The organism is Planococcus maritimus, from assembly GCF_001592825.1.
Taxonomy (GTDB): Bacteria; Bacillota; Bacilli; order Bacillales_A; family Planococcaceae; genus Planococcus; species Planococcus maritimus_C.
On sequence record NZ_LTZG01000021.1, the window covers coordinates 88423 to 108910 of the forward strand.

Below are 20488 nucleotides of genomic sequence, written 5' to 3' on the forward strand. Positions count from 1 at the left end.
TTGCTGCGCTCTTTTTTCACATCATACCAATCGTATCCACTGAATTGATTTCCACTCGGCACAAAAAAACCAGCCTTAGCCAGGCTGGTTTTCGTAAGCTTCAATGATTCTCGAGACGAGCGGATGCCGAACGACATCACCTTTTTCCAAATACTCAAACTCGATGCCTTTAACGCCGTGCAAATTCTTTTCAGCAGCGATCAAACCGGATTCTGCGCCGCGTGGCAAATCGATTTGCGTTTTATCGCCTGTGACAATCATTTTCGAGTTAAAGCCGAGACGTGTCAAAAACATCTTCATCTGGGCTTTTGTCGTATTCTGGGCTTCATCCAAAATAATGAACGCTTCTTCTAATGTACGGCCTCTCATATAAGCGAGTGGTGCTACTTCGATCGTTCCGCGTTCAATCAATCGGTTCGTTTGCTCTTGGCCCATGACGTCATGCAAGGCGTCGTATAGAGGACGTAAATAAGGATCCACCTTTTCCTTCAAGTCGCCTGGCAAGAACCCAAGACTTTCCCCTGCTTCAACCGCAGGACGTGTCAGGACAATTTTTTTGACATGGCCGTTTTTCAACGCTTGCACCGCTAAAACAACGGCAAGATAGGTTTTTCCGGTTCCGGCAGGGCCGATTCCGAAAACCATGTCGCTTTTCTTGATGGCGTGGATATAATGGCGCTGACCAATGGTTTTTGCGCGAATTGAACGCCCTGTTGCGCTGCGGGCCACTTCCTCATCGTATAATTCGGCAAAGTATTCAATCGTTCCGCTTTTTGCCATTTCGATAGCTGAAACGATATCGCGCTGGTCGATATTGATGCCTTTACGGATGACTTTCAGTAATTGTTCCAATAGCAATTTCCCTGTTTGGCGGCTTTCTTCAGGCCCTTCAAGGCGAATCACTTCGCCTCGGGTGATGATGTGTATATCGAAACTTTCTTCGATCAGCGACAGATGGCTGTCGGATGTGCCGAGAAGCTGAACGGCTTCATTCGGATCTTTCACATGCAATTCGAGTAGGCTGTTTTCTGTCATTTAGACGCTCCTTGGATCGTGTTTTTTCTTCTTCTCAACTCTATCATTATCTATATGGAAATGTAAATTAATTCAGATGATTCTAGTTTACATAATATTAATATATAAAATTATATGACCAAAAGAAAAGACCGGCATCAAATATGCCGGCCTTGCTTTTGACGTTTTGATTTGGGCGGCTGCAAAATCTCTGCCATGATCACGCCTCGACGTACGTCTTCTTGGTCGAACGGGAACAAATCCCGCTCTTTTTCTTTTTTAACCGCCCGCTTGAATGGCTCATTTTGATGCGCGCTTAATCTTCCCGGGCGGCTAGTTTGTTGTGCAACTTGCTTTGCTTGAGCCGGCATCCGCTTTTCAGCTTCCTCCGTCACACGTGATTTGGCACGCTCTGCCTGTTCTTTGACTTGGCGTGCCTGTTCTTTGCGTTTAGGGTCGCTCTCCATCTGGGTTTGAAACTCGCCGTAAATTTCCTTGGCGTAGTCTTCAATCCGCTTAAAGCTTCGCTGCCCGCCTCGTTGAGATTGCTGAGGTGATTGCGTTCGCTGCTGCGATCTGCCCGCAGGTGCCCCAGGGCCTTGCTGACGCTTTGGCTGCTGGGTCGTCTGCTCTTTGCCGTCAGACTTTTTGTTTTTATTGAACACAGCGCTTACTGCCGCAATGATCAACATCATGATGAGGGGTTCCATTCCAAAACCTCCCTTGAGTTATGGCGGAATTTATTGATTTTCGTCCTCTTGTTTTTCCGTTCCGCTTTTCGAGATGGACTCGCGCATGCTTGTATCAGCTTGAACATTTTTGTAATTGATATAATCCATTACACCGATGTTTCCTGAACGAAGCGCTTCTGACATCGCCATTGGCACTTCTGCTTCGGCTTCTACAACTTTCGCGCGCATTTGTACGACTTTCGCTTTCATTTCCTGTTCGCTTGCAACGGCCATTGCACGGCGTTCTTCCGCTTTAGCCTGCGCGATTTTCTTATCGGCATCCGCTTGTTCTGTTTGAAGCTCTGCTCCAATGTTTTTACCGATATCGACGTCTGCGATATCGATCGACAGGATTTCAAAGGCTGTACCGGAGTCTAGACCTTTGCCAAGAACGGTTTGAGAAATGAGATCTGGATTTTCAAGAACCTTTTTATGGTTTGTACTTGAACCGAGTGTCGAAACAATCCCTTCACCTACACGGGCGACGATGGTTTCTTCACCAGCACCACCGACTAGACGGTCGATGTTGGCACGCACGGTAATACGCGCTTTTGCTTTTACTTCAATGCCGTCCATTGCAACACCGGCGATAAATGGCGTTTCGATGACTTTCGGGTTAACGGACATTTGAACTGCTTCTAGCACGTCACGGCCGGCCAGGTCGATTGCTGCTGCACGTTCGAACGGCAAATCGATATTGGCGCGATGAGCTGCGATCAAAGCATTGACGACTCGGTCAACGTTACCGCCTGCCAAGTAATGGCTTTCCAATTGGTTGATCTGTACGGAAAGACCCGCTTTAGAAGCTTTGATCAACGGGTTGACGATACGCGATGGGATAACCCGGCGCAATCTCATCCCGATCAATGTGAAGATGCTGATGCGGACGCCGGCAGCTAAAGCCGAAATCCATAATGTAACGGGTACGAATGTGAAAAAGATGGCGAGTACGACGATAATCCCAATTATCGCGGCGCCTAAGCCGATTGCTTCAAGTCCCATTTATTCTTCCTCCTCTTGTTTTTCGAGTTCTCGCACAACAATGCGAGACCCTTCTACCTTGATAATTTTAACATCTTTGTTACTGTCGATAAACCGTCCTTCCGACACCGCATCGATATACTCGTCACCAAGCCGGATCGTGCCAGAAGGCCTTAGGGCGTTGGTGGTACGGGCAATCTGGCCAATCAGTTCCGGACGGTTGACGGCTGACACGTAGCCATGCTCCGTATCGGTGGCGTCGGTTAAGATAATTCGCTTGAACATGTTCAATTTCTTGCCGAAAAATTTCACTAAAATCACCATCCCCGCTGAAGCTACAAGTAATGCAATCAAAATTGCAATTGCTGTTGTCTGGACATCTTCACCCGCTAGTAAAACACTCCCGATGACCGCCAGTATCCCCAGAATCCCCAGTATGCCACCCGGGACAAAAAATTCCAGCAGGATTAAGCCAAGGCCGAAAACCAAGAGCAAGATCGATTCATATCCAGCGAGCCCTGCCACCAAATGGCCGTAAAAGAATAGCATCAGTGAAAACAAACCGAAAAATCCAGGAATCCCGACTCCGGGCGTGAACAGCTCAAGCAACAATCCGAGACCTGCTACTGACAGCAAGATCGGCACCACAATCGGGCTCGTCAGAAAACGAGCCAAGGTTTCTGACCAATTTTCTTCTACTTGAACCACTTCTGCGTCCGCCAGGCCTTTCATGTCGAGAAGTTCCTCAAGAGTCGACACGGTGCCTTCTGAATACTCGACATCAAGCGCTTCTTGCGCACCAAGCGTTAATAATTCACCTTCTGCCGCCCGGTATTCCGGAAGGTCGATGCTGGCATCCGCCATTGCGAGCGCAAATTGCGGATTACGGTCTGACGATTCCGCTGCACTTCTCATCGAAGACAGCCAAGCAGAATTTGCCTTATCGGCAGCTGCATTGCCAGATTGATCGATGACTTGTGCCGCGCCCATTCGCCCATTCGGATGCATATAAATTTCATCATTATGCAAGGCGAGAAATGCCCCAGCTGACAGGGCATCCTGGTTGATGAAAGCCACTGTTTCAGGCTCGGCATCATCCAATAGGCGGGCAATGCTATCTGCTGCATTGACAAAACCGCCCGGCGTATCAATTTCAAAGACGATAGTTGTGGCCCCGGCTTCTTCAGCTTCCTCAATACCCCGCTCCAAAAACGACTGCAAACCCCGCTCCACTTCCGCTTCGATCGGAATGACATAAACTTTACCGTTATCCGCAGAGATGGCTGGAATCGCTAAAGCGAATGCCATGACTAGGAATAAAAAGCCGATCCACGCTTTTTTTCTACGCACGGCAAGTTCCCCCTCTCCTCCATGAAAACTTTAGGATAATTATGTATACGGATGAGTCGAGCTGTGGTTTCACCAGTCGGCTTCTTTTTCATTATAAAGCAATTTTCTCCAAGTTACGATGGAATGCGCTTACATCTTGATCATTTAATGACCATTTTAAGTCAATAAAAAACCGGAAGCACAAATGTGCTTCCGGTCTTAGCTGTTCGTTGCTATTTTTAAAAGTCATTTAAGATCAAAGTCAATTAAAATTTACGTTTACGCGCAGCTTCTGATTTCAATTTACGTTTCACGCTCGGCTTATCATAATACTCGCGCTTTCTTACCTCTTGCATTGTTCCGGACTTCGAAACAGTGCGTTTGAAGCGGCGAAGAGCATCTTCAATTGATTCGTTTTTACGAACTGTAGTTTTTGACATCTCTTTTTCCCTCCCTCCGAACACACGTTGAAGCAAATAACAACAAGTGTTATATACTAGAAAATTATAACGCAAGAAAAGATCTTCGTCAATACTTAATAATCGTTGTCTGAAGTAAGACCTTGCATGATCTGAACACCTGAACTTGCACCGATGCGAGTCGCTCCTGCTTCGACCATTTTCTCGACATCTTCCAAGCTGCGAACGCCGCCTGAAGCCTTAACACCAAGGTCTGGTCCTACCGTTTCGCGCATCAAACGAACTGCTTCGATAGTTGCTCCACCAGTTGAGAAGCCAGTTGAGGTTTTAACAAAATCTGCTCCCGCTTCTTTCGACAGGCGGCTTGCTACTTTGATTTCTTCATCTGTCAATAAGCAAATCTCAAGAATAACTTTGACGATTGCTTTTCCTTTTGCTGCATTCACGACTGCCTCAACATCTGCTTTTACAACATCTTCTTGCCCGCTTTTCAATGCGCCGATGTTCAAGACCATATCGATTTCGCCTGCGCCCTTTTCAATTGCGTCTTTTGTTTCGAACGCTTTTGTTTCAGAAGTTGATGCACCAAGTGGGAAGCCAATGACCGTGCAGACTTTGACCTCGCTTTCTTCAAGGTGTTTAGCCGCAAGTGCGACCCATGCCGGGTTAACACATACAGAAGCGAAATGATGTTCTGCCGCTTCTTTGCAAAGCTGCTCGATTTGAGGAGCTGTAGCTTCTGCTTTCAATAAGGTGTGGTCAATTAAAGATGCAATATTTGTCATGATCTAATTCTCCATTCTTTACACTAAGTTTTTCAGTTGATGACTTGCGTCAGTTTTGTAATTGGCTCGCTTTATTCAAACTCATAGGATATTGCAGACAAAGCATAAAGCGGAGCTGTCTCTGTGCGCAGTATGCGCGGGCCAAGTGCAGCGAATTGCGCACCGGCTTCTTTGAGTGCAGCTGCTTCCGCCTCTGAAATGCCGCCTTCCGGACCAAAAACAAGTAAGATTGAATCCTTATCATACAATGATTCCAGAATTTCGGCAAACCGGCTCCCACCGTTCTTTTTCGCCTCTTCTTCATAAGCAACGATCACCGCATCGTAATTTTTCGCTGCGCTCAACAATTCTTTAAAAGTGTGCACAGACTGGATGGTTGGAATGCGGCTCCGATGCGATTGCTCGGCAGCTTCCTTAGCAATTTTACGCAAGCGCTCGATTTTCTTCGCGCTTTTGGCACCATCCCATTTGACGATCGACCGTTCCGCCGAATAGGGCAGCAGCGAACTCATCCCGAGCTCTGTCGCTTTTTGAGTGATCAGTTCGAGCTTATCGCCTTTAGGCAAACCACAGGCAATCGTCACTTTTTTTGGCAACTCACTGTGGTCTTCGAGCTCACGGATCAATTTAATGTGGACATCCGTAGCAATTTCCGTGATTTCTGCTAAATGTACAGTTCCTGATACCACTGCGATCAGCTGATCACCTACTGATTGCCTCATTACTTTGGCAATGTGTTTGGCATCGTCTCCCGTAATCGCCAAATCATCTTTGCCGGATTCTGTCTCTTCTAGAAAATATCGTTGCATGGTCGCACCCCGTTATAGCGGTTTTTTTGAAATGATCGTTACCCAGTCTTCCATCATCATAATGTCTTCGATGACAAATCCTGAAGTTTCGAGCGCTTGTTTCACATCGTTCTTCTTCTGTGCAATGATGCCGGAAGTAATGTAAATGCCGCCCGGCTTGACCGCCTGAAACGCATCGTCTGTGAACGACATGATAATCTCAGCAAGAATATTCGCCACGACCACATCCGCTGGGTTATCGATTGCTTCGAGCAAATTTCCATGGAACACATCGACACGGTCTTGGACTTTGTTCAATTTCACATTCAATCCTGCCGCTTTTACAGCAATTTCATCGAGGTCTAGCGCTCTGACAGAAGCAGCTTCGAGCAAGGCCGCACCGATTGCGAGAACGCCTGAACCGGTTCCAACATCGATGACTGTATGGTTCCGCTCAACATGCTTTTCAAGTGCCTGCAGGCTCATGACGGTCGTCGGATGTGTTCCGGTACCGAATGCCATGCCTGGGTCAAGTTCAATGATCAGTTCATCACTCGAAACCGGGTGATATGTTTCCCAAGTCGGAACAATGGTGAATCTTTTCGAAATTTTAACAGGGTGGTAATATTTCTTCCACGATGTCGCCCAGTCTTCTTCATTGACTTCGCTAATAGTGACGACATTGCGCCCGACATTGATGTTGAATTCTGCCAGGTTATTGATGGCTAGTTTGATGCCTTCTACCGCTTCCCCTAAAAAACTGTTAACGGGAAGATAAGCTTTCAAGATGACACCTTCTGTCGGAAAATCTTCAGGATCGAGTGAATAGATCTCACCGAATACATCTTCACGGTCTTTCGTCAAATCCTCTGAATCCTCAATGACTACTCCGCTCGCCCCTGCCTCGTGCAGGATGTTGGAAATTGATTCAATCGCCTCGTTCGTTGTATGAATCGACAACTCAGACCATTTCACTTACGATCAGCTCCTTTATTGAACAAGTATGTAACAGACAGAAAACTCCCTAGTGCACGGGAGTTTTCCATTTGTCCAAGGCTGTTTGCCTTTTAATCACCTTTGATGGTTCTTTTGATCTTGTCAAACAATGAACTGCTTTGCTCTTCTGGGATATCTCCAGAAACTTCCGCAAACTCACGTAGCAATTGGCGTTGTTTTTCGCTCAATTTTGATGGCACTTTCACTTTGATGGTGATGTGCTGATCGCCAACACCGTAGCCATGAACATTTTGAACACCTTTTCCACGCAAGCGGAAACGTGCGCCGTTTTGCGTTCCTGCCGGGATCTTCAGTTTCACTTTTCCGGAAATCGTCGGCACTTCAATTTCATCGCCTAGCGCCGCTTGAGGATACGTAATTGGCAATTCTAAATGGATATCGTCGCCGTCACGCTCGAACTCGGCATGAGGCTTGACGCGGAACAATACGTAAAGATCTCCTGCAGGACCGCCGTTGATGCCGGGTCCACCCTGGCCTGATACGCGCAACTGCTGCCCATCATCGACGCCAGCTGGAACGGTCACTTTGATTTTCTTCAGTTTTCTTACTTTTCCTGCTCCGCGGCAAGTGGTGCATTTCTCTTCGATGATCTGCCCAGTGCCTTCACAATGATGGCATGCTCTGCGGTTGACCATCCGTCCGAACGGCGTATCTTGCGCCACGTTCAATTGGCCAGCGCCTTCACAATATGGGCAAGTTTTCTTGCTCGTCCCAGGCTTCGCTCCGGAACCGTCGCAAGTTTCACAAGTTTCGTCTTTTGGAATTTCGATTTCTGTTTCTTGGCCGAATACGGCATCCAGGAAATCGATGGTCATGGAATATTGCAAGTCATCGCCTTTTCTCGGGGCATTCGGATCGCGGCGACGCGTGCCACCACCAAAGAATGTACTGAAAATATCGTCGAAGCCAAAGCCTTCTGCTCCGCCGAATCCTCCACCGCCAAAGCCTTGATTTGGATCTTGGTGGCCGAATTGGTCATACTGGGAACGTTTTTGCTCGTCGCTCAGTACTTCATAAGCTTCCTTGACTTCTTGAAACTTTTCCGATGCATTCGCTTCTTTGTTGATGTCCGGGTGATATTGTTTGGAAAGCTTTCGATACGCTTTCTTAATTTCCTCTTTTGAAGCATCCTTAGAAACACCAAGGACTTCGTAATAGTCTCGCTTATTCATAGGTCACTCTCCCTCTTGCAGTCAACTGTAATTGTACACGGTTTAAATTGCGCTTGCAAAGACATTGAAAAAGCCAAAGCAGTTGCTTTGCTTTGACTTTTTCGGCCTTGCATATCTTACTTGTCTTTATTGTCGTTTACTTCTTCAAAATCAGCGTCGACCACGCCGTCATCATTTCCTTGCTCTGCTCCGCCTTCAGCACCCTGTTGAGCCTGGGCTGCTTGCTCGTAAGCTTTCATGGCAAAGCCTTGAAGAAGCTCTTGTAATTTGTCTTTCTTCGTACGGATATCTTCGATGTCTGTGCCTTCAAGCGCTGTTTTCAACTCATCGCGCGCCTCTTCAGCTTGTTTTTTCTCATCTTCAGAAACCGCTTCACCTAGGTCTTCAATTGTTTTGTCTGTCGTGAAGACTGCTTGGTCTGCTTCGTTGCGAAGTTCCACTTCTTCTTTACGCTTCGCGTCCGCTTCAGCATTTTCTTCCGCTTCTTTCACCATGCGGTCGATTTCGTCATCTGTAAGCGTAGTGCTTGATTGAATCGTGATGGTTTGTTCTTTTTGCGTGCCAAGGTCTTTCGCTTTGACACTAACAATGCCGTTTTTGTCGATATCGAAGCTAACTTCGATTTGCGGTACGCCGCGCGGTGCTGGCGGGATATCCGTCAATTGGAAACGGCCAAGCGTTTTGTTATCCGCTGCCATCGGACGTTCACCTTGCATAACATGAATGTCAACGGCTGGCTGGTTGTCCGCTGCCGTAGAGAATGTCTGCGATTTAGATGTCGGGATTGTCGTGTTGCGTTCGATCAATTTCGTGAACACGCCGCCCATGGTTTCGATACCTAGAGACAATGGTGTTACGTCTAGCAATACCACGTCTTGGACGTCGCCAGTCAATACGCCGCCTTGTACAGCTGCACCCATTGCAACAACTTCATCCGGGTTAACGCCTTTATGAGGCTCTTTTCCTGTTTCTTTCTTAACAGCTTCTTGGACAGCTGGGATACGAGTAGATCCACCAACTAGAATTACGCGGTCAAGTTCTGAAGCGGAAACGCCTGCGTCTTTCAATGCTTGGCGAGTAGGCCCCATCGTGCGTTCAACTAGAGCTGAAGTCAACTCATCGAATTTCGCGCGTGATAGGTTCATCTCCATGTGAAGCGGTCCGGCTTCACCAGCTGTGATAAACGGCAAGGAGATTTGAGTCGTTGTCACGCCAGACAAATCTTTTTTCGCTTTTTCAGCAGCATCTTTCAAGCGCTGTGTCGCCATTTTGTCTTTCGACAAATCGATGCCGTTTTCTTTTTTGAATTCTTGTACTAGGTAATCGATGATCAGTTTATCGAAATCATCGCCGCCCAAACGGTTGTCGCCGGCAGTTGATTTTACTTCGAAGACGCCGTCGCCTAGTTCAAGGATCGATACGTCAAATGTACCGCCGCCAAGGTCATAGACCAAGACTGTTTCATCTTTTTCCATTTTATCAAGGCCGTAAGCAAGTGCTGCAGCTGTCGGCTCGTTGATGATACGTTCCACTTCAAGTCCAGCGATGCGGCCAGCGTCTTTCGTCGCTTGGCGTTCTGCATCGTTGAAGTATGCCGGTACCGTGATAACGGCTTTCGTGACTTTTTCTCCGAGATAATCTTCAGCATAGCCTTTGATGTATTGAAGAATCATCGCAGAAACTTCCTGCGCTGTGTACTCTTTACCTTCAGCTGTTACTTTTTCTTGTGTACCCATCAAACGTTTAATAGATTGGATCGTGTTTGGGTTCGTGATGGATTGGCGTTTTGCTACTTCACCGACTTGGCGTTCGCCGTTTTTAAACGATACGACCGATGGTGTTGTGCGGTTGCCTTCTGGGTTTGGGATGATTTTTGGTTCGCCGCCTTCTAAAACTGCGACCGCTGAGTTTGTTGTACCTAAGTCAATTCCGATAATTTTGCTCATTTAAAATTCCTCCATTTACAGTAGATTGTTGAGTTTCAGTTATTCGTTCACTTTTACCATAGCCGGGCGGAGCACTCTGCCATTCAGGGTATACCCCTTTTGAAGCTCTTGTAACACCGTTCCTGGCTCGCTGTCTGCATCGCTTTCCTGCATGACTGCTTGATGGAAATGAGGGTCGAATGGTTCGCCGACCGCTTTGATCTCCTCTAAGCCTTCCGACGTCACAGCGTCCGTCAAGGATTTCTTGACCATTTCAAGGCCTTTCAAAAGCGAGGCGGATTCTTCGCTTTTCGCTTCGACAGCAAGAGCTCGGTCGAAATTATCCAACACTGGCAGAAGATCTGTCAGTAAAGATTGGGAACGGAATTGTTTTGCCAGTTCCTGGTCTTTTTTCGCGCGACGCTTGAAATTGTCATAATCCGCAAGCAAACGCAAGTATTTGTTCTGCTCTTCTTCGAGCTGGGCTTGAAGTTCAGCTTTCTCATCTACCGGCTCATCTGCTTGTGCCTGCTCAGCCGATTCGGCAGTTGCCGGCTCCGCATCAACGGTTTCAGCTGTTTGGTCTACAGCATCCTGCTTTTCTTGCTGTGCAGCGTCCTGCTCTAGGTCTTGTTGTTTGATTGTTTCTTTTTCATTCGACAAAATATATGCCTCCTTTGGTTCACTTTCCTTGAAACAGCCGTGTCAGCTCTTTCGATAAATCACTGCTGACATAATCCAGCAGTGAGACGATTCGGCGGTAATCCATTCTTTTCGGTCCAACGATCGCGATAGAGCCTGTTTGCTCGTCACCGATCTCATAAGATACCGTGATGACCGAGCAATCTTCCATGGCGGCCAGCGCGTTTTCGGAACCGATGCGAATTTGAAGGCCTTGTGCACCGATCGGCAGGATTTCAGGAATGTGCTTTCCTTCTTCCATCACATCCATAAGCTCACGGATTTTTTGGATATCATGGAAATCCGGCTGCTTCAAAATATTCAGCTTGCCGCCATAATACACATTATCCGAGCGCGGAAGCAGTAAAGCTTGCTTGAACGTCCGGAACAATTCCCCGTAGCGTTCGATATGCTGTCGCAAGAGTGCCAGCGTTTCCTGCTCGAGGCGTCTATGCAAATCATGCAGAGAGACGCCAATGAGCCGATCGTTCAAGATATTGACCATCTTTTCGATATCGGATGGGTCCATATCCACCGGGATGGAAAATACCCGATTTTCCACGTGGCCCGAATCGGTGACAATAATTGCCACAGCCATTCCTGGAGACAAAGGAACGATCGACAATTTCTTGACGATATGCCTTCGAATATCCGGCCCTAAAAGAATCGACGTATAATTTGTCAATTCAGACAGGATACCAGCCGAACGTTTGATGATTTCCTCGGTTTCGTTCACTTTTTCCTCAAAAACCGAACGAAGCTGGACAATGTCCTGGTGCGGCACTGGATTCGGCGTCAGCAAATGGTCCACATAATAACGGTATCCTTTTTGAGACGGAATCCGGCCTGAGGATGTGTGAGTCTTTTCGAGGTAGCCCTGGCCTTCGAGTTCAGCCAATTCATTGCGAATGGTTGCCGAACTGGAAGTGATCCCTGGCTTTTTAGCTAATTGGTTCGATCCTACCGGCTGCGCTGATTGGATATAATCATCGACTGTCACTTTCAAAATGAGCAGCTGCCGTTCTGTTAACATGATCATCACCTCTGTTAGCACTCTATTGGTTCGAGTGCTAAGACTACACTAAAATTACCAAAACTTTTTTTGCTTGTCAACGGATGAGCATCTATGAAAGCAAAAATTGCTCAAAAACTTCATTCCCAACAAATCGACCTTTGTGAGTCAACTTGACTCGGCCTTGTTCGACTACCAAATTGCCTTTCGCTTGTTCATTTTGCAAAATCTCTCCGTACACTTGCTCTAACGCAGCGCCAAACTTTTCTTCAAATCGGGCGAGCTCTACTCCTGCCGTCTTGCGCAGCCCTAGGAACATTTCTTCTTCCATTTGTGCTTTAACAGTCACTGTCGTCGCATCGAGCACAGGGCGTTCTCCAGCTTCTAGCGGCTCCATGTACTTTTTCAGCGGCCCATGATTGGAATACCGAACGCCGTCCACATAGCCATGGGCGCCTGCGCCGACGCCGATGTATTCTTCATTATCCCAATACAATAGATTATGGCGGGATTCATGGCCAGGCTTGGCAAAATTAGAAATCTCGTATTGATGCAAGCCATGCTTTTCCATTTCGTTCATGAGGCGCTCGTACATATCGCCCTCTAAATCTTCCGTCACCGTGTTGAGCTTGCCTTTAACCATCAGATTATAAAACACCGTTTTCGGTTCAATGATCAAGGAATAGGCAGAAAAATGGGGCATGCCAAATGCAAATGCGCGTTCAAGCGTTTCGTCCCATTGCGCCATCGTTTGACCTGGCAATCCGTACATCAAATCGAAGCTGATATTCGAGAATCCGACTTCCCGTGCAGTTTCGACCGCGCGCAACACATCATCATTGGCATGAGTACGGCCGAGACGCTTTAATAAATCCTGGTCGAAGGTCTGGACGCCCATGCTGAGGCGGTTGACGCCACCTTTATAGAGCACTTCCATTTTTTCGCGCGTCAGTTCATCGGGATTCGCTTCTGAACTCCATTCCACATCTTCGCTCATCGGTACATATTGATGGATCAATTCGAGCAATCGCTTTAATTGATCAGGTGTCAAGGCAGTCGGTGTCCCGCCGCCGAGAAAAACCGTCTCAAGCGGCACTTCGAGTGCGCCTTGTTGTTTCCACAGCGCCAATTCCTTGCCGATTGATTCAATATAAGCGTCCACCGGCTGGTCTTTGAAAAATACTTTATTGAAATCGCAGTAAAAACAAATCTGGTGGCAGAATGGGATATGGATATACATGCCTTTTACCATAAAAATCCTTCTTTCTAATAGGAAAAGGAGGCAGAAAAACCGCCTCCTTTTTTTCGTTTATTTGGATTGGTCATCCATTTTGAGAACAGCCATAAATGCTTCTTGCGGGACTTCTACGGAGCCAACTTGCTTCATCCGCTTTTTCCCTTCTTTCTGTTTGTCTAATAGCTTACGTTTCCGGGAAATATCGCCGCCATAACATTTTGCGAGAACGTTCTTCCGGATGGCGCTAATGGTCTGGCGAGCTACAATTTTTTGGCCAATGGCCGCTTGAATTGGCACTTCGAACTGCTGGCGAGGAATCAAAGTCTTCAATTTGTCGACAATAATCTTGCCGCGTTCGTAAGCAAAATCTCTATGAACAATAAAGCTCAAGGCGTCTACTTTTTCTGCATTCAATAGAATGTCCATCTTCACCAATTTCGAATCTTTGTAACCAATCAATTCATAATCGAACGAGGCATAGCCTTTTGTGCCCGATTTCAATTGGTCAAAGAAATCATAAACGATCTCAGCGAGCGGCAATTCATAAATAATGCTGACGCGTGAGTTATCGAGGTAATCCATGGTCAAGAAATTGCCGCGTTTTTGCTGACAGATTTCCATGACGGCGCCAACGAAATCATTCGGCACCATAACGGTCGCTTTCACATAAGGTTCTTCCACATATTCGATTTTTTGCGGATCCGGCATCATCGCCGGGTTATCGATATTCAGCACTTCCCCATCTGTCATGTGGACGTGGTAGATAACACTCGGTGCTGTGGTAATCAAATCAATATTGAACTCGCGCTCGATGCGTTCTTGAATAATCTCCATGTGCAACAGGCCAAGGAAACCACAGCGGTAGCCAAAGCCGAGTGCTTGTGAGGATTCAGGCTCAAATTGCAAAGCTGCATCGTTGAGTTCCAATTTTTCGAGTGCGTCGCGCAAATCATTGTATTTGGATGTATCGATCGGGTACATGCCGCAATAAACCATCGGATTCAAACGGCGGTAACCAGGCAGCGCTTCTTCTGCCGGATTGTCGGCAAGCGTAATGGTGTCCCCGACGCGAGAGTCCGCAACGTTTTTAATGGAAGCAGTCAAAAAGCCGACATCGCCAACGGTCAATTCGTCACGCAATGTTACTTTAGGCGTGAAGACTCCTGCTTCGACCACGTCAAACTCTTTGCCGCTCGCCATCATCTTGATTTTGTCGCCCGGCTTAACGGTACCTTCCATAATCCGGATATAAGCGACAACGCCTCGATATGGATCGTACAAGGAGTCAAAAATCATCGCTTTTAGCGGTGCCGATGAATCTCCTTGTGGCGCTGGAACTTTTTCGACGACTTGCTCCAAAATCTCTTCGATGCCAATCCCGGCTTTTGCAGAGGCAAGCACCGCTTCAGATGCATCGAGGCCGATGACATCTTCGACTTCCTGGCGCACGCGCTCAGGGTCTGCTGCTGGCAAATCAATTTTATTGATGACCGGAAGAATTTCGAGATCGTTGTCGAGCGCCAAATAGACATTGGCCAAAGTCTGGGCTTCGATTCCCTGTGCCGCATCAACGACCAAGACTGCGCCTTCACATGCTGCGAGACTTCTAGACACTTCGTACGTGAAATCGACATGACCTGGCGTGTCGATCAAATGCATAATGTATGTCTCTCCGTCTTTTGCTGTATAATTAAGCTGGACGGCATTCAATTTGATGGTAATTCCCCGCTCCCGTTCCAAATCCATGGAATCGAGCAATTGGGATTTCATTTCGCGTGCTGTCAATGCATTCGTTCTTTCCAAAATGCGGTCGGCCAGCGTCGACTTTCCATGATCGATGTGCGCGATGATGGAAAAGTTGCGGATTTTCTGTTGTCTCGCTAATCTCTGTTCTTGGTCCATTTTCTTCACTCCCATATAAACTACTTTGAATTATAGCAGTCAGGCGGGCAATGGGCAATGAATGACCGCATAAAGGTTTCAGTGTCAAGGAAAACTTCTTTCCACGTAACTATTGCATTCGGCCAGCCGATTTGATAAAATAACTTTTGTTGTATAGAGACACTGAAGAGCTAGGGCTTGCACCTGCCGCTCAAATTGTCTAGGAGGTGAAAGATATGCCAAACATTAAATCTGCAATCAAACGTGTTCGCACGACTGATAAGAAAAATGCTCAGAACTCATCTGTTAAAACTGCAATGCGTTCTTCTGTGAAAAAGGCTGACAACGCTGTAGCTAATAATGAAGAAAACAAAGGGGATTCCCTTAAAGCAGCAATCAAACAAGTTGAGAAAGCAGCTTCTAAAGGTTTGATCCACAAAAACACTGCTGCCCGTAGAAAATCAAGCCTCATGAAAAAAGCGTAAAACGCATCAAAAAGCCGGTCCTATATAGGGCCGGCTTTTTTCTGTGTGAAAAAAGAAACCGCGCTGCCTTTGGATTGGCTTTGCAGTTCCTCTTTTCAATATCTACCATTCAAGACGACTGTTTGGCATGCCCAGCGCGTTTCATCAAGAAAAATTCAAGCACCCGCTCCCGATTGCCCGAAACGGTTTTTAATTGCAGATCGATGTCTGCTAAATCGCCAAGTACTTGAAGCAAGCGTGTTTCGGATATTTGCCGACGCCTTTCCACCAAAAGCTTTACGCGATAAGGGTGTGCTTTCAGTTGCTTAGAGATTTGTTGTGCGTGATAGCCTTTTTTTTGCAAATAATAAACATGTACCATGAAACGGATTTGTGACGAAAGCAAAGCAGCCAGCGCGACCGGCTCTTCCTTTTGGCGCAGCAGGTCATAATAGACGCTGAGCGCCATTTCGACATCTCCATCGAGATATGCCTGCAGCATCTTAAAAGCATCTTGCTCCAAGGTACGTGCCGTCATGTCTTCGATAAGCATTTCGGTAATTTCTTCTTGTTCCGAGCCGAGGTATAAGGACATCTTCTCAATTTCCGAAGCGAGCAAAGTCAAATTGGTGCCTGCCATTTCAATAAGTTTTTGGGCACTTTGTCGCTCAAGCAGTTTGCCATGAGATTTTGCTTCGTGCGCAATCCAGCTTTCTAGTTCATGAGGCTGCAACGATTTCGCTTCAATGAGTACAACGTTTTTCTTCATTAACTTGACGATTTTTTTACGTTCGTCCAATTTCTCATATGGTGCAACAAAAACCGTCACACTCGTAGTTGGAGGATTTTCAAGCCACGCTTCCAAAGATTTGAGGTCATGGTTGATTTTTTCTTTCCCGCGCTCTGCCGCTTTCAGAAACGAAGCATTGCGCGCGATGATCAATTTACGGTCGCTGAAAAATGGAATGGTATCCGCTTCTTCGAGCACATGACCGACTGGCACTTCATCCAAATCGAAATTAGAGACATCCGTTTCCCCCGCCTCCGCCATTTGCGCTTTCAGCAATTCGATTGTCTTGGTGATGAAATAGCTCTCAGATCCGACAATTAGGTAAACCGGATCGATTTTATCCGCGCGGATTGACTTCCATATTGATGTAATCATACGTTTCACTCCCTCTTCTGATAACTATACCGGATTTTTCGGTGGCGGTCTGCCTTACAGAACAACTCTGCTTTTGACAGTTGTGTGACGTTGGTGAAAATCGGCATACATTGTCGAGTTCGATATGGATTTTTCGCTTTTGTTCCCTTATAATAAAATCAACTAGGAGGGATTTTCAATGAATGAATTTGAACAGAACGTTCAGTCCAAACGCAACGATGCCATCGATGCAGGGATGGGCTTCGTCGTTTCCTTTGGTTTCTTCGCACTTATTTTCATCATCGCCGGCGTCGTGCAATTCGTAGCCCGCTGATTATAAAAAAGCTTCGGCCTTGGCCGAAGCTTTTTTTATTTTCGGCTGCCGTCAATAGACATACGTCCAGCTTCGACCAGTATGTGGATGGTGCCATGTTCAGCCGTGGACCATAGCGCCAAGCCGAGTTCCTCAAACCGTTCTGTTACTTCGGGGCTTGGATGCCCATAACGGTTATCGATTCCCGCAGAAACGACCGAAATTTCCGGACGCAAGGCTTCCAGAAAAAGGCGCGAGCTGGAAGTTTTGCTGCCATGATGCCCGACTTTCAAGACCGCGGCATCTGCCAATTTGTCTCCGTACCGTTCAACCACACCAGCTTCTCCTTCAGCTTCAAGATCTCCCGTAAAGACAAACCCTTGCCCCTGATGCTCCATCAGCAACACCAGTGAATCATCATTGCCTTCATACCGATTATCTTCCGGCGATAAATAAGTGAATTGCGTTTCGCCCACCTGCCAATACGAACCACTTTTCGGCAGTTCCACGCGGGCTTCGGTGGCGGCAGGTGTAAGTTCTAGCATCAATGCGTTCGCTTCGGAACCAGGCGTAATATGCAAATGTTCTACAGCCAGTTCTTCAAACACCTCATCCGCTCCTTCAGCATGATCTGCATCCGGATGGCTCAAGATAAAAAGGTCGATATTGGAGATGCCTCGCCCTTTCAAATACGGCACGACCGTTTGCCGCCCCACTTCAAACGGCCGACTTTTTTCTTGGTATGGCTGACTATCAAAACGCAATACTCCCCCGGCGTCGATTAAATACACCCCTTTGCGAAAAGGCAGCTCAATCAACGCGCTGTCGCCTTGCCCGACATCAATAAAACTGACATGGAGCCGAGGATCCAGATACGGCTTTGCTGTCAGCAACATTGCAGGAATGAGCAAAATGCTCAATAAACGCAGGCGAAAGCCTTTTTCCGCCTGGATAAAAAACACCAACACGCTTACAACCATAAACAAAAGCCAAATGGCGGACGGCCTTCCCGGTGTCCACACTTGATGAGCCAAGCCCGCTAAAAAAACAGTCAATTGTTCGATCAAGCTGCGCAGCGGCTCATAAAATGAAAACAGGAGGTTATCGACTCCAATCGGCACGAAGCTTGCAGCCAGTAAAATGAAATTTGCCGGCAAAATCAACAATGTAAATAAGGGAACATAGAGCACATTCACCAAAAAGGAGGATAAAGAGATTTCGTAAAAGTGGAGCAATAACAGAGGATACAAGCATAGCTGAGAAACTGCAGTGACAATCAAGCCGCTTTTGATAACAGAAGCGCCTTCCATTAATTTAAGGGAAGCAATGATCCCAAAACTCGCCCCAAAAGACAATTGAAAGCCAATCTCTTGCAATAAGCCAGGGTCGAGCCATAAAAACAAGAGGAAACTGGCTGATAAGGCTTGGACGGCTGACACGTGATGTCCGATCAGCCTCGCCCCAAGCACCATCATCACCATCGCACAAGCCCTCATAACCGATGGAGCAGCTCCTGCCAACATGGCATACAACGGCAACACAAGCAATAATAAGACGGTCGCATTTTCTTTCCTGACCCTCAAGCGCAGCAGAATGAAATACATCATGGTCGTAACAATGCCAATATGCAGGCCGGATATCGCAAATAAATGAGTGATGCCAAGCGTTCGCTGGATCCTGGTTTGTTCAGCATCCATACTGCTGCGTTCCCCGAGCAGCAGCGCTTGAGCTTCGACTGCTAAGGAGACCGGAAAGGTTTTGTCGATATGCTCTATCAACTTGCTGCGCTGCTTAGCCAAACGGGCACGAAACCCCGAGCTTGATTGCGCAGTGGAGATGGATCCCACTTCGAGCATGCCGGAAGCGTTATGGCGCTTTAAATAACGCAGCATGTCGAATGCGTAGCTATGTGCCGGCATTCTCGGTTCTTGGAATTCGCCCGACACATAAAGTGACGCTGAGGGTCCAAGCGCTAGTAAGCTTTGCTGTTCTTCAATAGAACGGATCCGGTAACTGGCGTATATTACTCGGCCTGTGGTATCCGCCGCAAAACCAGACAAGCGGTCCCCGTCGATTGAGATTTCATCAAATGTGAGCACCCCTTGATAGTCTCCGGCTAAAAGCGGGCCTTCGACAATACGGGCGTCCATCGACAAATAGGAAATCATGGATATGCCCAATACGATGACCAGCCAACTGAGACGCGCTCTTTTGTAAATCATCCAGCAAAAAAGCAGCATCATGAGCAAAAGCTGATTAGCTGAGCCATGTGCTGCTTGTGCCGCAATCGCTACAGCAATTGCCACATAGAGAAATAACGTTTCCGTTAAATGAGAAGTTCTCCGAATAATTCCTTCACCCGTTCTTTATAATGGGCCAATTCTTCCTCGCTCGCCCCTTTTGCGCCAAGCTGTTCGATCAATTCCATATACAATGCCGTTTTTTCGACGCTTAGAAAATCGATAGCTCGTTCATCAAACACAACTTGAATCACTTCAACATTTGCCTGTTCCAGCAATTCGATGGCGTATTCATGATTTTTGTAATCGGCCGCGTAATAAAGGCGCGAAATCCCTGCTTGGATAATGGATTTGGTGCACTGAAGACAAGGAAAATGACTGACATACATATCGGCTCCGCTAACGCTGACACCGTATTTCGCACATTGCAACAAAGCATTCATTTCTGCATGAATCGTCCGCACACAATGATTGTCGACGACATAACAGCCTTTATCAATGCAATGGTCCCCACCAGAAATCGAACCATTATAGCCCCCTGCCATGATGCGGCGGTCGCGGACAATGGTGGCTCCGACAGCCAATCGAGTACACGTGCTTCTTAGCGCTAAAAGATGGCTTTGAGCCATAAAAAATTGATCCCACGTTATTCGCTTCATCTGAATGCCTCCTGCTGTTCTGTTAAATTAAGTGTAGCAGAGGCAGTCGGTTCGTCAAGAGCTGTCCACCCTCATTTGATGCTGACCAGCTCTTTCAATTGTTCAAAGCTTTTTTCACCGATTCCTGTCACGTCCATCAATTGCTCTATTGCTTCAAATGGGCCATTTTCCGTCCGGTGTGCGACGATCGCCGCTGCCTTGGCTGGACCGATTCCCGGAAGCTCGGTCAATTCCTCTTCATCAGCCGAATTCACATTGATCAGTCCTGACTCAGCACTTCCGCCTGCTGTTGCTGTGACCGGCGCCAGGATTTCTTCGCCTTGTGTCGGTACGTAGACGGCTGATTCATCCAGCACGATGACCGCCAGATTGATCGAGCGGCTGTCCGCTTCCGGCAAAAAACCGCCGGCAGCTTGGATGGCATCATTGATACGTGAACCGGAAGGCAATTCATACAGGCCGGCATTTTTGACAGCTCCTTTTACATCGATCATGACGCTTGTGCTGACGGCGGTTTCAGGTTCCGGTGGGGGTTCTTGTTCAATGGGTGGAGTGGTGAGTTCATTGAGGCGAGTGGCCTCAGGAGGTTCGCGCAGAAGAAAAAAATAGAGAAGGGCCAAAATAACAGCGAATGGCAAAACAATGCGACCGTATTTGGCGACTTGCGGAGAAAGTTTCAGTGGGCATCCCTCGTTT

20 protein-coding genes are annotated in these 20488 nt (G+C 47.2%); 2 read left to right on the plus strand and 18 right to left on the minus strand.

All coding sequences use genetic code 11. From position 1 onward, the window contains the following. Positions 1–75: 75 nt before the first annotated feature. The 14 genes from AY633_RS10855 to lepA form a co-directional block, all read right to left on the minus strand. The gene (locus tag AY633_RS10855) at positions 76–1035 is read right to left on the minus strand and encodes a PhoH family protein (protein ID WP_068488377.1); all 960 of its coding nucleotides are present in this window, start codon (positions 1033–1035) and stop codon (positions 76–78) included. A 137-nt stretch (positions 1036–1172) separates the two neighbouring features. Continuing rightward, the gene (locus AY633_RS10860) at positions 1173–1724 is read right to left on the minus strand and encodes a hypothetical protein (RefSeq protein WP_068488378.1); all 552 of its coding nucleotides are present in this window, start codon (positions 1722–1724) and stop codon (positions 1173–1175) included. A 30-nt stretch (positions 1725–1754) separates the two neighbouring features. Beyond that, entirely contained in the window at positions 1755–2747 is a 993-nt protein-coding gene (floA, locus tag AY633_RS10865; protein ID WP_068461963.1) for a flotillin-like protein FloA, read from the minus strand. Beyond that, the gene (locus AY633_RS10870; RefSeq protein WP_068488583.1) at positions 2748–4034 is read right to left on the minus strand and encodes an NfeD family protein; all 1287 of its coding nucleotides are present in this window, start codon (positions 4032–4034) and stop codon (positions 2748–2750) included. Positions 4035–4321: 287 nt separating this feature from the next. Next, the gene (gene rpsU / locus AY633_RS10875; RefSeq protein WP_006828698.1) at positions 4322–4495 is read right to left on the minus strand and encodes a 30S ribosomal protein S21; all 174 of its coding nucleotides are present in this window, start codon (positions 4493–4495) and stop codon (positions 4322–4324) included. Between the two features lie 95 nt (positions 4496–4590). Further along, a complete protein-coding gene (gene deoC, locus AY633_RS10880) occupies positions 4591–5259 on the minus strand; it encodes a deoxyribose-phosphate aldolase (RefSeq protein ID WP_068488379.1) in 669 nt (222 codons plus the stop codon). A gap of 71 nt (positions 5260–5330) precedes the next feature. Further along, positions 5331–6068, minus strand: coding sequence for a 16S rRNA (uracil(1498)-N(3))-methyltransferase (locus AY633_RS10885; protein ID WP_068488380.1), 738 nt, complete (start codon positions 6066–6068; stop codon positions 5331–5333). Positions 6069–6080: 12 nt separating this feature from the next. Next, positions 6081–7022 (minus strand): 50S ribosomal protein L11 methyltransferase, encoded by a 942-nt coding sequence (gene prmA / locus AY633_RS10890; RefSeq protein WP_068488381.1) that lies wholly within the window; start codon positions 7020–7022, stop codon positions 6081–6083. Between the two features lie 92 nt (positions 7023–7114). Continuing rightward, positions 7115–8236, minus strand: coding sequence for a molecular chaperone DnaJ (gene dnaJ / locus AY633_RS10895; RefSeq protein ID WP_068488382.1), 1122 nt, complete (start codon positions 8234–8236; stop codon positions 7115–7117). 116 nt (positions 8237–8352) lie between these two features. Next, positions 8353–10182, minus strand: coding sequence for a molecular chaperone DnaK (dnaK, locus tag AY633_RS10900; protein WP_068488383.1), 1830 nt, complete (start codon positions 10180–10182; stop codon positions 8353–8355). 39 nt (positions 10183–10221) lie between these two features. Continuing rightward, positions 10222–10824: a nucleotide exchange factor GrpE gene (gene grpE, locus AY633_RS10905; protein ID WP_068488384.1), complete on the minus strand. Its 603-nt coding sequence runs from the start codon at positions 10822–10824 to the stop codon at positions 10222–10224. A gap of 19 nt (positions 10825–10843) precedes the next feature. Then, positions 10844–11875, minus strand: a complete 1032-nt coding sequence (gene hrcA, locus AY633_RS10910; RefSeq protein ID WP_068488385.1) for a heat-inducible transcriptional repressor HrcA — start codon at positions 11873–11875, stop codon at positions 10844–10846. A 91-nt stretch (positions 11876–11966) separates the two neighbouring features. Further along, a complete protein-coding gene (hemW, locus tag AY633_RS10915; protein WP_068488386.1) occupies positions 11967–13106 on the minus strand; it encodes a radical SAM family heme chaperone HemW in 1140 nt (379 codons plus the stop codon). A gap of 57 nt (positions 13107–13163) precedes the next feature. Further along, positions 13164–14993 (minus strand): translation elongation factor 4, encoded by a 1830-nt coding sequence (gene lepA, locus AY633_RS10920; RefSeq protein ID WP_068488387.1) that lies wholly within the window; start codon positions 14991–14993, stop codon positions 13164–13166. A 215-nt stretch (positions 14994–15208) separates the two neighbouring features. On the opposite strand from lepA, the gene rpsT reads away from it, so the two are divergent. Beyond that, a complete protein-coding gene (rpsT, locus tag AY633_RS10925; RefSeq protein WP_068461938.1) occupies positions 15209–15457 on the plus strand; it encodes a 30S ribosomal protein S20 in 249 nt (82 codons plus the stop codon). 109 nt (positions 15458–15566) lie between these two features. On the opposite strand, the gene holA is transcribed toward rpsT, so the two are convergent. Further along, positions 15567–16601, minus strand: a complete 1035-nt coding sequence (holA, locus tag AY633_RS10930) for a DNA polymerase III subunit delta (RefSeq protein ID WP_068488388.1) — start codon at positions 16599–16601, stop codon at positions 15567–15569. A gap of 178 nt (positions 16602–16779) precedes the next feature. On the opposite strand from holA, the gene AY633_RS16375 reads away from it, so the two are divergent. After that, on the plus strand, positions 16780–16914 hold the full coding sequence (locus AY633_RS16375; protein ID WP_082799234.1) for a YqzM family protein: 135 nt from the start codon (positions 16780–16782) through the stop codon (positions 16912–16914). 35 nt (positions 16915–16949) lie between these two features. On the opposite strand, the gene AY633_RS10935 is transcribed toward AY633_RS16375, so the two are convergent. From AY633_RS10935 to AY633_RS10945, 3 genes are all read right to left on the minus strand, one after another. After that, positions 16950–19115, minus strand: a complete 2166-nt coding sequence (locus AY633_RS10935) for a DNA internalization-related competence protein ComEC/Rec2 (RefSeq protein ID WP_260804563.1) — start codon at positions 19113–19115, stop codon at positions 16950–16952. 104 nt (positions 19116–19219) lie between these two features. Continuing rightward, positions 19220–19792, minus strand: coding sequence for a ComE operon protein 2 (locus AY633_RS10940; protein WP_068488389.1), 573 nt, complete (start codon positions 19790–19792; stop codon positions 19220–19222). A gap of 71 nt (positions 19793–19863) precedes the next feature. Continuing rightward, a complete protein-coding gene (locus AY633_RS10945) occupies positions 19864–20286 on the minus strand; it encodes a helix-hairpin-helix domain-containing protein (RefSeq protein ID WP_082799240.1) in 423 nt (140 codons plus the stop codon). Positions 20287–20488: the final 202 nt, after the last annotated feature.